The following is a 12,864-nucleotide window of genomic DNA, read 5'->3' as shown; positions in this document are numbered from 1 at the left end:
CTCGGTCCCCGTCGCGCAATTCCAATGCCCTTGCCAGATAAACCATGAATCAAGTCTGACAAACAATCAGACCCAAAGTAATCAACGACACGCTGCACTAGCAGGCAATCAGTTGGCCACGAAGACGTGGCAGTTCACCACGGGTTCGTTCTAGCTGTCGGTTGTGGAAAGGGAGGCCGACGGCGGCAATTGGGGGGCGCCGTCGGCCCCTGTTGTGTGCCGCGGGGTTGTGTGCTGAGGGGAAGCATCCGGCGACTTGCCATGGTTGTGCTCGGACCAGATATGGCCCACTTCCTCAGCGAACTGTTCCACGATCCTGCTCATGGCGGCATGGGCGGCGCCGGCCTCACCGCGCTGGATGGCGCTGGCCACGTCAACGTGAAGCTGAAGTGCTTCGTGGTGCGGCAGGTCTGGCATCAGGCCGTGTTCCGTCCGGCCGGTGAGGACCTCGGCCACAAGATTCTGGAGCTGGGCAAACATGGCGTTGCCGGAAGCCTTGAGTACGGCGGCATGGAACTCCACGTCCAGCCGGAGGAACTCCTCCTGCTCTCCGCGCTGGCCGGCCGCCCACAGCCGCGCGGCCAGGGAGACCAGGTCGCTCCCGGCATCCCACGACGCCCGCTCGGCCGCGAGCCGGGCAGCCTGTGGTTCGATCGCGCCACGGAGTTCGTTGAGGGCCTGAAGCTGCTCCAGCCGCCGGGACGAGGCCAGCCGCCAGCGGATCACCTGGGGATCGTAAAGGTTCCAGGCCTCTTCGGGCTGTACCACGGTGCCGAACCGCCGACGGGATGCCAGCATGCCTTTGGATGACAGAACCCGGGCGGCTTCCCGGACCACGGACCGGGATACCTTGTGCTGCGCCTCCAGCTCGTCCAGCCGCACCACCGAATTCGGCGCGAGGGACCCCTCGGCAATGGCGAGCCCCAAACTCTGGACCAACGCGGTATGCCGGTCGGTAGGGGACTCCGCCTTTGGGGTTTTCATAGATAAATCATACTGGTTGCCAAAAGGGGTTGTTTAAGTCTGCCTTATTTACCTATGCTCTCTTCCAGAGCAGATGTAAAGATGCATTTGTAGATGGCTGGACAGTGACGTCAGCCTCGAAGCAAGGGAGTCGTCATGAAGCGACGTTCAGTAATGAAGTACGCGGCAGTCGCCGCGGCATTTTCCATGGGGCTGACAGCCTGCGGCGGCGGCAGCGGCAGCAGCGACGCCAAGGAATCCGGCATCGTCCGGGTAACTCTCGCAAATCACGTCTGGACCGAAGGCATCAAGGCCGCCATCCCGGAATTTGAGAAGTCCTCCGGGCTCAAGGTGGAACTGACGCAGCTCGGCGAAGACCAGCTCTCGGACCAGTACAACGTCAAGCTAAACGCAGGCAGCGACGAGATCGACGTGATGATGTACCGCCCGCTCCAGGAAGGCAAGGCGTTCGCGAAGAACGGCTACCTCGCGGACCTGACCAGCAAGGTCTCCTCGGATTCCGGCTGGGACTGGAAGGACTACCAGGAGGGCCCGGTCAAGGCCACCACCGCTGACGGCAAGGTTGTTGGCGTCCCCATCATCACCGAGCGCGAAGTCCTCTACTACCGCAAGGACCTGCTGAAGGCCGCCGGCCTTGAGGTCCCCAAGACCATGGAGGAGCTTGAAGCGGCCGCCAAGGCCATCAAGGAAGCCAACCCGGACACCGCCGGTTTTGTGGCCCGCACCGGCAAGTCCGCCGCCGTCACCCAGTTCTCCAGCTTCCTGTACAGCTTCGGCGGCGACTTCACCGATTCCAGCGGCAAGTCCACCGTCAACTCGGCAGCTGCCAAAGAGGCCTATGCCTTCTACGGCGGCCTGATCAAGAACTACGGTCCCGCTAACGTCAGCACGGACATGAGCTGGCCCGAAGCGATGGCCATCTTCACCCAGGGCAAGGCCGCCTTCTACACCGAGGCGGACTCGCTCTACAAGAACGCCACCGATCCGGCCAAGTCCAAGGTTGCCGAGACTGTCGGGTTCGCCGCACTGCCCGCCGGTCCCGCCGGTTCCAAGCCGTACAACATCCCGTCCTGGGGCCTGGCAGTGAACGAGGCTTCGGGCAACCAGGACAACGCCTGGAAGTTCATCCAGTGGGCCACCAGCAAGGAACGCACCCTGGCCGCACAGAAGGCCGGCGTCCCCGGACCCCGCGCCTCCGTCTGGGCTGACTCAGCCGGAACTTCCACGTACCCGAAGGACCTGGCCGAAGCCATTGCCGCCAGCGCCAAAAACGGTGTGGGCCACGACCGTCCCGAGGTAGTCACCGTTGGCAAGGCCCGCGAAATCGTGGGCGAGCCGATCGTTGCCAGCATCACCGGCGCCGACGCTTCCGCCGCAGCAGACTCGGCCCACGTGGCCTTCCAGAAGTTCCTGGACAGCGAAAAGAAGTAACGCACGCAGTGCACGGGGCCTCAGCCAATGAGGCCCGGTGTACGCAACAGCCCCGGCGGGACGGCAGTGACGCTGCCGTCCCGCCCCGGCCATTCTTCACCCCCCAACTCCTTAGGTGAACCATGTCTGTAATGACTCCTCCCCGCAGCGCAGCCCGGAACGCAGGCCGTGCTCCCGGTGCCCGGGAAAAATTCTCTGACTGGGCCAACCGGCACCGCAAATGGCTCTTCGCAGCCCCGGCGATGGCCTTCGTCGGCGTCCTGATCATCTTCCCGCTGGCCTGGACGCTGTACCTGAGCCTCACCGATTCGCAGGGCTCCGTCCGCGCAGCCACCGAATTCATCGGCCTGGAAAACTACCTGACGGTCCTGTCCGACGTCGAACGCTTCTGGCCCGCTGTGGGCCGCACACTCACCTTCACCGGCATCGCCCTGGTCTGCGAAGTGGCACTCGGCATGGGCATCGCCCTGCTGCTGTGGCGGCCCTTCCGCGGCGAAAAGTGGGTCCGCGTGGCCATCCTGCTGCCGCTCGTGGCAACCCCGGTAGCCGTCGGCATGATGTGGCGGCTGATCTTCGACCCCAACATCGGGTTCGCGAACCAGCTGCTCGCCGCTGTGGGCATCCCCGCCCAGCCCTGGCTCTCCGGCCAGGACACCGCGCTCGGCACCACCATCTTCATGGACGTGTGGCAGTGGACCCCCATGGTGGTCCTGATCCTGCTCGCTGGCCTGACCTCCCTCTCCGAGGAGCCCGACGAGGCGGCACGCATGGACGGAGCCAACGCGTTCCAGCGCTTTTTCTTCATCACGCTGCCCCTGATGATGCCCACGGTGATTGTGGCCATCCTCCTCCGGGGCATCGACGCCCTGAAGACCTTCGACATCCTGTACGCCACCAAGGGCAAGGGAGGCGGGTCCTTCCACGAAGTGGAGACCCTGAACGTCTACGCCTACGGGCTGAGCTTCGACTACAACCAGTACGGGCTGTCCTCCGCGGTGCTGATCCTGTTCTTCATGATCATCATCGGCTCCATGTGGCTGCTGACCATGCGCAAGAAAGCGGTAAGCAAATGACCGTCCTGAACGAAAACACCAAAACCCAAACGTCCGCCGGGCAGCCCCGGCATCCCCGGCCGGTCCGCCGCCCGAAGAAGCCCCTCGGCACCCGCGCCTACAAGGTCTTCCGCGTCGCGGCCCTGATCGCCGTCGTGCTGTTCCTGGTCGCGCCGCTGTTCTGGATGCTGCTGGCCTCACTGAAGACCAACGTTGACATCTACGACACCGCCAAATCGTTCATTTTCAGCCCCACGTTCGAGAACTACGCAAACGTGCTGCAGCGCAACAACTACTTCGTCTTCATCTTCAACAGCTTCTGGGTGGCCTTTGTCTCCACGGCCCTCTCGCTGGTGCTGGGCGTCCCGGCTGCGTACGCCATGAGCCGGTTCACCATGCACCGCTCAGCCCTGGTGGTCCTGATGGCCCGCGTCATCCCGGGTGTTTCCCTGCTGGTGCCCTGGTACTACGTGTTCTCCAACCTGAAAATGGTAGGTGGGTTCGAGGTACTGATCCTCAGCCACATGTTCGTTGCCCTGCCGCTGATCGTGTACATCATGATGAGCTACTTCGATTCGCTCCCGCTGGAGCTGGAGGAATCGGCGCAGGTGGACGGACTGACGCCGATCGGCGCGTTCCAGCGCATCACGCTGCCGCTGTCCGTGGCCGGCATGGCCACCGCCGGCATCCTGTCCTTCATCTTTTCCTGGAACAACTTCATGTTCGCCCTGGTGCTCTCCGGGTCCAAGACCAAGACGCTTCCCGTTGCCATCTTCGACTTTGTCTCCTACGCCAGCATCGACTGGGGCGGGCTGATGGCGGCCGCCACCGTGGTGACCATCCCCATCATGATCATTGCGCTCTTCACGCAGAAGTACATCGTCTCCGGCATGACCGCCGGAGCTACCAAGGGCTAGGTCCGGTATGACACTCATCAGCAGAATTGAAACCTTCCTCGTCGCGCCGCGCTGGCTGTTTGTCCGGATCGAGACGGAGAGCGGGATTGTCGGCTGGGGCGAGGCAACCTGCGAGGGGCGCAGCGAAACGGTCCGCACCGCCGTCGGCCAGCTCTCGGAGCTGCTGATCGGCAACGACGCCCTCCGGATCGAAGACCACTGGCAGGTCATGACCAAGGGTTCCTTCTACCGCGGCGGACCCATCCTGGCCAGTGCCGTCTCCGGGCTGGACCAGGCACTGTGGGACATCGCGGGCAAGCACTTCAACACCCCCGTGCACCAGCTCCTGGGCGGCCACGTCCGCGACAGGATCCGGATGTACGGCTGGGTGGGCGGGGACGAGCCGAACGAGGTGGCGGACCAGATAAGCGCCCAGCTGGAAGTGGGCCTGACCGCCGTCAAGATGAATGCCAGCGGCCGGATGAGCCCCGTCGCCTCGGTGGCCGAGATCGACGGCGTCGTCCGCCGTGTTGCCGCGGCCCGCGAGGTGCTGGGGGACCACCGCGACGTCGCGGTGGACTTCCACGGCCGCTTCAGCCTGGCCAACGCCCGCCGGGTGGCGCCGCTGCTGGAACCGTACCGGCCGTTCTTCCTCGAAGAACCCGTGGTCCCGGAAAACACGCACCTGCTGCGCGAATTCACCTCTTCAACCACGACGCCGGTTTCCACCGGTGAGCGGCTCTACAGCCGGCAGGAATTCCTGCCCGCACTGCAGGCAGGAATCGCCGTGGCCCAGCCTGACCTGTCACACGCCGGCGGGATCACCGAGGTCCGCAAGATCGCCTCGCTCGCCGAAATCTACGACGTCCAGCTGGCACCGCACTGCCCGCTGGGGCCGCTGGCCCTGGCAGCGTGCCTGCAGGTGGGCTTCGCGACGCCCAACTTCCTGATCCAGGAACAGAGCATCGGCATCCACTACAACAAGGGCGCCGAAGTCCTGGACTACGTGGTGGACAAGTCCCCGCTGAAGTTCGTGGACGGCCACATTGAACGGCTGACCGGTCCCGGCCTCGGCATTGAAATCGACGAGGCCGTGGTCCGCGCGGCGGACAAGCGCGGCCACGCCTGGCGCGGGCCGGTCTGGCGCCACTCGGACGGAGCATTTGCAGAATGGTAAACAACATGACTGACAGCACGGACATCACGCCCGAAAGCCTGCTGGCCGGAATCCGGGAGTCGCGGCTCGTGGGAATCGTGCGCGGTACCGACGGCAAGGCCGCGGCGCAGGCCGCCCTCGCCGCGATGGCGGAAGGGTTCAGATTCGTCGAGATCGCACTGACCACGCCGGGGGCGCTGGATGCCATCCGCGAGGTCCGCGCCGCCGCACCGGCCGGCTGCTACGTCGGCGGCGGAACCGTCCTGACCGTGCAAGACGTGGACAACGTCGCCGGGGCCGGCGGCCAGTTTATGGTTACGCCGTCCCTGGCCGCATCCATCCACGAATCGGCGCGGCAGGGAATCCCCGTCCTGGCGGGCGCCCTGACGCCCAGCGAGGCGTACGAAGCGATGAACCGCGGGGCCACCGCCATCAAACTGTTCCCCGCCTCCATCGGCGGCCCCGGCTATCTCAAGGCGCTGCGCGATCCCTTCCCCGGGATCCCGTTTATCGCCGTCGGCGGCGTGGGCCTGGACGAGGCCGCGGGTTACTGGGAAGCCGGCGCGATCGCCGTCGGGCTTGGCGGGCCGCTGTTCGGTGATGTCGGCTCCGGCGGTGACCTCGCGCCGACGCGCGGGCGTGCCCGCGCGTTTGTGGACCTGGCGGACTCCTTTGCCCGCCGAACGGCCGCAGCGGCCGTAGCGACCGCCGCAGCGGGCGTGCGGTGAGCGCCGCCGTCGACCTTCTGACCTTCGGCGAGTCCATGGTGTCGCTGCGGTCCGCCGGTCCGCTGTCCGCCGGCGGAAGCTTGGCCATGCACGTGGCCGGTGCCGAATCGAACGTCGCCGTGGGGGTTGCGCGGCTAGGACACACAGTCACGTGGGCCGGTGCAGTTGGCGCCGATCCGCACGGCGAATTCATCCTGCGGCAGCTCCGCTCCGAGGACATCGGGACGCAGTGCCGGGTGGATCCGTCCCGCAGCACGGGCGTGATGTTCCTCGAACAGCGGACCGCGGACGTCACCCGGGCCTTCTACTACCGCGCCGGTTCGGCTGGTTCCACCGTCAGCCGGGACGACGTGGACAGTGCCCTCGGTGCCAGCCCGCGCGTGCTGCACCTGACCGGCATCACCCCCGCGCTCAGCCCGGAAGCCCGGAAGGCGTTTGAATACGCTGCCGAGCGCGCCGCCGCCGACGGAGTGGTGGTCTCCCTCGACGTCAATTACCGCAGCCGGCTCTGGACCCGGGACGAGGCCCGAACCGTGCTGGGCCCCATCGCGCGGCACGCCGACATCCTGATAGCGTCCGACGACGAACTGGACCTCGTGGCGTCCGCCGCCTTGAGCGGCTCCGATTCCCTGGGGTACGACGACGCCGAAACCGTGCTCGCTGCCTCGTTGCTGGAGCAGGGGGTTGGGGAAGTCGTGGTCAAGCGGGGAGCAGCCGGCGCCGGCGTCCATACCGCCTCCGGACGGTTCGAGGCGCCCGCCGTCACGGTGACAAGCATTGATACCGTGGGCGCGGGGGACGCCTTCACAGCCGGCTACCTCTCTGCCCTGCTCGACGGTGAGGACGTTGCCGGCCGCCTGCAACGCGGCGCCGTTATGGGGGCTTTCGCCGTCAGCACTGCCGGTGACTGGGAGGGCCTGCCCAGCCGGGCCGAGCTCGCCATGCTGGGCGCCACCGCCAGCGGAACCACCCAGCGGTAGCTGCCGGGTCGTGGCTGGGCTTGCCTTCCCCGGGCGCGGAGCAGGCAGGTACTGACAGTGCCTGCCGCCCGGGACCGCGGGCGCTTACCGTAGGGGTATGGGAGACGTGCGCGCGGACATAAAAGAGTTTCTAAGTTCCAGGCGGGCGCGGATTTCGCCCGAGGAAGCCGGGTTGCCTGCGTACGGCGGGAATCGGCGGGTCGCCGGCCTGAGGCGTGAGGAAGTGGCGATGCTGGCCGGTTTGTCAGTGGACTACTACGTGCGCCTGGAGCGCGGCAACCTCGCCGGGGCGTCCGAAAGCGTGCTGGATGCCCTCGCACGCACGCTGAAGCTGGACGAAGCCGAGCGGGAGCATCTTTTTGACCTCGCCCGCGCCGCCGGGCCGGCTCGCAGGAGGCGCAGCAAGCCGTCCGGTACTGTCCGCCCTGAAGTGCAGCAGGTCCTCGATGCAATGGCTGACGCGCCGGCGTGGGTCCGCAACGGCCGCCACGACATCCTGGCAGCAAACCGGATGGGGCGGGCCCTTTACTCACCTGTTTTCAAAAGCGCGCACCGCCCCGTGAACACCACCCGGTTTACGTACCTTGACCCGGCAGCCCGGGAGTTCTGGCGAGATTACGATCAGATCGCCAACGATGCCGCAGCGATGCTGCGGCTTGAAGCAGGCCGGCATCCGCACGACCCCGAACTCATCCGGCTGGTCGGCGAGCTGTCCACGCAGAGCGAGCTGTTCAGGGACCGGTGGGCTTCCCGGGATGTCGTCTTCCACCGCAGCGGGCTTAAGCGGCTGCACCACCCGGTGGTGGGTGACCTGGATTTGAACTACCAGTCCATGGAGCTGCCCAGCGAGCCGGGCCTGGTGCTGAACGTGTACACCGCGCCCGCCGGTTCCCCGACGGCTGACGCCTTGCAGCTCTTGGCCTCCTGGGCTGCCACGCACGATGACGAGTTCGCCGAACCATCACCAACTGCCAAGCACCCGCAGTAACGCCGCGCTGCGGCCCTAGTGCGGGTGCCTGTCGTCTTCTACTTCGTCGAGGGGTATTCGTCGGCCGTGAGCTTGGCGCCCCAGACCGTTTCGGCCTCGTCGCTGTCCACTGGTGCTTCCCACAGGGCGAGGTGGCACATGAAGTTGCCTTCCGTCGCACCGTGCCAGTGCCACTCACCCGCGGGCGTGTAGACCGTATCGCCGGGCTGCAGCTCGATCAGCTCTTCCCCACGCGATTGCACATACCCGATGCCTTCCGTGACGTGCAGGGTCTGCCCGACGGCGTGCTTGTGCCAGGCGGTGTGCGCGCCAGGAGTGAAGCGAACCAGATTCAGCCGGGCACGGGACGGTTGCTGGCCGGAGTAGTACGCGTTGAAGTAGACGTCGCCGGTAAACCAGTCATCGGGTCCCTTGACGGTGGGCGTTTTCGGTTGCTTCTGCGTGCTCATGGTTGTTCTCCTCCGATGTCCGTGCTGAGGCTGACGTCCCGCCATTGGTCCAGTTCCGTGCGCTGTGCCTGGGCGACGGCGCCGAACAAGTCAAAAGCGTCGCTGCCGAGCACCAGCAGGGACGGCGGGTTCGGGCTCGCGGCGACCGCCAGGATGGCTTCCGCCGCCTTGGCGGGGTCGCCCGGCTGGGTGCCGTGGACCGTGTCGTTCTCCTTGCGCCGCTTCCCGGCCGTCTCCGCGTAGTCCTTGATCGGCGTGGCCGACTGGGTCAGCGAGCGGCCCGCGAAGTCGGTGCGGAACGCGCCGGGCTCGATGACGGTGACGTTGATTCCGAGTGGCTTCAGTTCCTTGTGGAGGGAGCCGGACAGGCCCTCCAGGGCTGCCTTGCTGGCGGAGTAGTATCCGGATCCGGCCGGTGAGATGCGCGCCCCGATGGAGGAGATGTTCAGGATGGACCCGGCCCTGTTGGCGCGCATGCCGGGGAGTACTGCTTTGATCATGCTGACGGCGCCGAAAAAGTTGGTGTCGAACAATTGCCGGATCTCGGCGTCGTCCGCTTCTTCAACCGCGGCACGGTAACCGTAGCCGGCGTTGTGGCCGTTCGCAAGCACGGTTTGGGCGAGCGCGCGGCCGAGTCCGGTCGAGCAGCCTGTGATGAGCCAGGTAGCCATGGTTGTTTCCTTTCGAGGGTGGCGCTACGGACAAACCAGGACCTTCAGGGCCTCGCGGGAATCCATGGCGCGGTAGCCGTCGGGGACCTCGTTCAGGTTGATGGTCCGGTCGAACACCTTGCCCGGGTTGACGGTGCCGTCAAGGACGCCGGGCAGGAGCGTCTCGATGTAGGCGCGGACCGGGGCAGGGCCGCCGGTGAGCGTGATGTTCGGGCCGAACATCGAGCCGAAGCCGATCGGAGCGTCCTCGTACTGGGGCACGCCCACCCGGCTGATGACGCCGCCAGGGCGGATGACGCCGAGGGCCTGGTCGTACGCCGGGCGGTGCCCCACGCACTCAAGTACGGTGTGCGTTCCGTCGCCGCCGCTGAGCTCGCGCACCTTCTCGATGCCGGCCTCACCGCGTTCGGCGACGACGTCGGTGGCGCCGTATTCGATGCCCAGGTCGGTGCGGGCCTTGTGCCGGCCCATCAGGATGATCTGCTCGGCACCGAGCTGCTTGGCGGACAGCACCGCCATCAGCCCGACGGCGCCGTCACCGATGACCGTGACAGTGGTCCGGGCGTTGACGCCTGCCTTGATGGCGGCGTGGTAGCCGGTGCCGTAGACGTCGGAGAGGGTCAGCAGCGACGGCAGCAGCTCGCTGTCCTCACCCACAGGGGCATTGACCAGGGTGCCGTCGGCGAACGGGACACGGATGGCCTCGGCCTGGGCGCCGCCGATTCCGTTCGAGGCCCAGAACCCGCCGTGGCGGCAGGAGGTCTGCAGGCCTTCACGGCAGAAGACGCAGGTACCGTCGGACCAGGCGAACGGGGCGATGACGAAGTCCCCCTTCTTCAGGGTGGACACGTCCTTGCCTGTTTCCTCCACGACGCCGATGAACTCGTGGCCCATGGGGCTGCCCTGCCTGGACGAGGGCATGCCGTGGTAGGGGTGCAGGTCGGAGCCGCAGATACAGGAATTGACGATCCGCACGATCGCGTCGGTCGAATTCTGGATGACGGGATCGGGCACGTTCTCCACGCGCACGTCGCCGGCGCCATACATGATGGTTGCTCGCATTTTCGTTTCCTCATCACTTCGTCAGGGGCAGGAGCCCGGGTGTTCCTCCACTAGCCAACCGCACATTCCGCATGTGTGGGAGTGGCTGTTGATACAGGTACCGGCAGTGCCTCCCCCCTCAGAGGTGCAGCTCAAACTCCGTGTGCCCGTGCCGGATCCCGTTGATTTGCAGCTCAAGGGCGTGGACCCCCGGGTGGTGCACCCGGGTGGTCATCTGACGGAAGGCATGACGCTTCGAGAGGGTACGGGTCTCACCCGCGGCGAGGGTGAGCGCCGCGATCTTGAAGACCTTGGCCGATTGCGTGCCGTTGGCTTTGACGTAATGGACCACGTAGTCAACCGCCAGCCGGGCATCGCCGTTTCCGGTGTTGGCGATCTCGAAGTCGAAAGCAAGTTCACCCGGCAGGGCCACGTAGTTCCGGTCCAGCCGCGGCCCCGTGACAGCGAGCGACGCCGGCACGAACCCCTGCAGGGCCAGCGCTCCCGGGTGCGCATTCTTGATCAGGGTCCGCAGGCCGTGCCTGACCACCCATGCGGTGTTGGCGTCCGGCGCGGACAGCCAGCGCGCCGCCGTCGCCACCACTACCTTTGGTGCGTGCCGCGCCAGGTCGTTGAGGTGGTTGGCTACCGAGCGCCGCACGTACTCCGAAGGATCCCGGTACAGGGCGTCCAGAACCGGGAGGGACGCCTCCGGGTGAAGCACGACGGCGGGTACCCGCACCGCCCAGGGGAGGTACGGCCGCGTCCCCTCGCTGGCCAGCCGCCGGACATGCTCGTCCGGATGCCCGGTCCAGCCCTGGATGATCTCGAGGGAACGCTCCAGGTCCGCGGCCAGCAGCCGGCGAATGGCGAACTCGCCCGTGAGCCTCGGGGTCAGTTCGGCCAGAAGGGCCAGGCAGTCGTCAAAGTAGGGTGAAGTGCCTGATTCGAGGGCAAGCGTGACGGCCGTTTCGGATACCGGCCAGAGGATCCAGCCCGTGAAACCGGCGCCGGAAAGGGCGCTCCGGAAGATGCGTGCCGCCGTCGGGTATCCCGGATCCGGAAGCTGCCGCACATCCGCCAGCAACGCACTGCTCACCGCATCCGTCCGGCTGCGCAGGCTCAACTCGTCCAAGTGTGCGGCGGCAGCAGCCACTTGCGGCCAGCCCGATCCCGGAGCGGCCGCAGCCAGGATCCCGGCCAGTGTTTCCACGCCCTGCCGGTTGATCAGCTCATTCATCGCGCCCATTGAGACAGGCTACCCCCGCGGGCTGACATGCCCGCCGCAGGGCCAACGACGGGCAGAGCAGGCCAACGCCGGGCAGAAGGGATAATCTTCACCTTAGGCACTCCTTAACGGCGCACGGACGGACACACAGTGGCAGAGCAGGCAGGCAAGAACAGTCTTTGGCGGACCTTCCATGACAAGTTCGTGGTGGAGGAACGCTTCATGGAACCGGCCGCGCGGAAGGCTTTGTACCGGACGGCGGTGGTGCTCATCAGCGTGGGGGCCCTGCTGTTCGTCGCGACGCTGGTGGGCGTCCTGCAGAGCGGTACCGGCCCCTGGGGTCCCGACGAATCCATCCGCGACTGGCTGCTCTCGCTCCGGTCCGAGACCCTCACTGCCGTGATGATCTTCCTCGCGGTGGTCTTCGGCCCGGTCGCCCTGCCCATCATCGTGCTGGTGGTGACGGTGGTCTGGGGGTTCGCGGCCAAGCACGCCTGGCGGCCCATTATGCTCGCCGCCGCCATGCTCACCGGCGTCGTGATATCGCAGATCATCCTGGCGATCGTCCAGCGCTCGCGGCCCCCTGTGGAACTGATGCTGTTCGGCGCCGACCACACCTTCTCGTTCCCGTCCGGCCACGTCCTGGGTGCCTGCGACTTCCTGCTAGTGACCGCCTTCCTGGTCTTCTCGCGACGGGAAAACCCGACGTCGGCCGTCTTCGGCTTCGTTGGTGCGGGCATCGGCATAGTTCTCGCCGCGGTGAGCCGCCTGTACCTTGGCTACCACTGGCTCAGCGACGCGCTGGCCTCGATGACGCTCTCGCTTCTGATCCTCGGTGCCGTCATCGCCCTGGATACGTGGCGGACCGCCAGGATCCCCGGCGAACGGATCACGGGCGAACTCTCCAAAGCGGACGCGCCGGGCGACTAGCCGCGATGGCAGCCGAGGACGACGTGCGGAGGATGTGCCTGGCGCTGCCCGGTGTCACCGAACGCAGCAGCTGGGACCGGCCCGCCTGGTTCGCGAAGACGCTGATGGCACGCATGTGGGAGGACGGCGTGCTGACGGTGAAGACCACCGAGCGGGAGGCGCTGGCCGGCATGGAGCCTGCTACATATTTCTGGACCCCGCACCATGAGCGGTCGCCGCAGCTGGTGCTGGTCCGGCTGGACCAAATCGGCGCCGAGGAACTCGGAGAACTGCTCGAGGAGTCCTACCGGCTGGCGGGCGGCCGCGGATCCTGACTGGCCAGGGGACCCT

Annotated in this window: 14 protein-coding genes; 9 read left to right on the top strand and 5 right to left on the bottom strand. The window is 66.4% G+C overall.

All coding sequences use genetic code 11. The annotated features are described in order from the left end of the window. Positions 1-150 precede the first annotated feature (150 nt). Positions 151-984: a FadR/GntR family transcriptional regulator gene (locus tag NG697_RS10440; protein ID WP_252600278.1), complete on the bottom strand. Its 834-nt coding sequence runs from the start codon at positions 982-984 to the stop codon at positions 151-153. 135 nt (positions 985-1,119) lie between these two features. On the opposite strand from NG697_RS10440, the gene NG697_RS10435 reads away from it, so the two are divergent. From NG697_RS10435 to NG697_RS10405, 7 genes are all read left to right on the top strand, one after another. After that, positions 1,120-2,415, top strand: a complete 1,296-nt coding sequence (locus NG697_RS10435; RefSeq protein ID WP_252600279.1) for an ABC transporter substrate-binding protein — start codon at positions 1,120-1,122, stop codon at positions 2,413-2,415. Positions 2,416-2,546: 131 nt separating this feature from the next. Continuing rightward, positions 2,547-3,488, top strand: coding sequence for a carbohydrate ABC transporter permease (locus NG697_RS10430; protein WP_141141625.1), 942 nt, complete (start codon positions 2,547-2,549; stop codon positions 3,486-3,488). Continuing rightward, positions 3,485-4,384, top strand: a complete 900-nt coding sequence (locus tag NG697_RS10425) for a carbohydrate ABC transporter permease (RefSeq protein WP_252609742.1) — start codon at positions 3,485-3,487, stop codon at positions 4,382-4,384. Before NG697_RS10430 ends, NG697_RS10425 begins: the two co-directional genes overlap by 4 nt. A 7-nt stretch (positions 4,385-4,391) precedes the next feature. Beyond that, entirely contained in the window at positions 4,392-5,540 is a 1,149-nt protein-coding gene (dgoD, locus tag NG697_RS10420; RefSeq protein ID WP_058931277.1) for a galactonate dehydratase, read from the top strand. 5 nt (positions 5,541-5,545) lie between these two features. Then, on the top strand, positions 5,546-6,247 hold the full coding sequence (locus tag NG697_RS10415; protein ID WP_252609745.1) for a bifunctional 4-hydroxy-2-oxoglutarate aldolase/2-dehydro-3-deoxy-phosphogluconate aldolase: 702 nt from the start codon (positions 5,546-5,548) through the stop codon (positions 6,245-6,247). Further along, the gene (locus NG697_RS10410; RefSeq protein WP_252609746.1) at positions 6,244-7,227 is read left to right on the top strand and encodes a sugar kinase; all 984 of its coding nucleotides are present in this window, start codon (positions 6,244-6,246) and stop codon (positions 7,225-7,227) included. The genes NG697_RS10415 and NG697_RS10410 overlap by 4 nt, the downstream gene beginning before the upstream one ends. 97 nt (positions 7,228-7,324) lie before the next feature. After that, positions 7,325-8,215 (top strand): helix-turn-helix transcriptional regulator, encoded by an 891-nt coding sequence (locus NG697_RS10405; RefSeq protein ID WP_252600283.1) that lies wholly within the window; start codon positions 7,325-7,327, stop codon positions 8,213-8,215. 38 nt (positions 8,216-8,253) lie between these two features. On the opposite strand, the gene NG697_RS10400 is transcribed toward NG697_RS10405, so the two are convergent. From NG697_RS10400 to NG697_RS10385, 4 genes are all read right to left on the bottom strand, one after another. After that, the gene (locus tag NG697_RS10400; protein ID WP_252600284.1) at positions 8,254-8,664 is read right to left on the bottom strand and encodes a (R)-mandelonitrile lyase; all 411 of its coding nucleotides are present in this window, start codon (positions 8,662-8,664) and stop codon (positions 8,254-8,256) included. Beyond that, positions 8,661-9,335 carry an SDR family NAD(P)-dependent oxidoreductase gene (locus tag NG697_RS10395; protein WP_252600285.1) on the bottom strand — a complete coding sequence of 225 codons (675 nt, stop codon included), beginning with the start codon at positions 9,333-9,335 and terminating at the stop codon, positions 8,661-8,663. Before NG697_RS10395 ends, NG697_RS10400 begins: the two co-directional genes overlap by 4 nt. A gap of 24 nt (positions 9,336-9,359) precedes the next feature. Then, positions 9,360-10,397, bottom strand: coding sequence for a zinc-dependent alcohol dehydrogenase family protein (locus NG697_RS10390; RefSeq protein ID WP_252614125.1), 1,038 nt, complete (start codon positions 10,395-10,397; stop codon positions 9,360-9,362). Between the two features lie 118 nt (positions 10,398-10,515). After that, entirely contained in the window at positions 10,516-11,625 is a 1,110-nt protein-coding gene (locus NG697_RS10385) for a DNA alkylation repair protein (protein WP_252614124.1), read from the bottom strand. Between the two features lie 129 nt (positions 11,626-11,754). On the opposite strand from NG697_RS10385, the gene NG697_RS10380 reads away from it, so the two are divergent. Together NG697_RS10380 and NG697_RS10375 are read left to right on the top strand one after the other, a co-directional pair. Further along, a complete protein-coding gene (locus NG697_RS10380; protein WP_374209915.1) occupies positions 11,755-12,534 on the top strand; it encodes a phosphatase PAP2 family protein in 780 nt (259 codons plus the stop codon). A gap of 5 nt (positions 12,535-12,539) precedes the next feature. Continuing rightward, a complete protein-coding gene (locus tag NG697_RS10375) occupies positions 12,540-12,848 on the top strand; it encodes an MmcQ/YjbR family DNA-binding protein (RefSeq protein ID WP_252600288.1) in 309 nt (102 codons plus the stop codon). The last annotated feature ends 16 nt before the right edge of the window (positions 12,849-12,864 follow it).

Origin of the sequence: Pseudarthrobacter raffinosi, assembly GCF_023913835.1 — a bacterium.
GTDB classification, from domain to species: Bacteria; Actinomycetota; Actinomycetes; order Actinomycetales; family Micrococcaceae; genus Arthrobacter; species Arthrobacter raffinosi.
The sequence above is the reverse complement of the archived record's forward strand: the minus strand, read 5'-3'. Positions and strand labels throughout refer to the sequence as shown.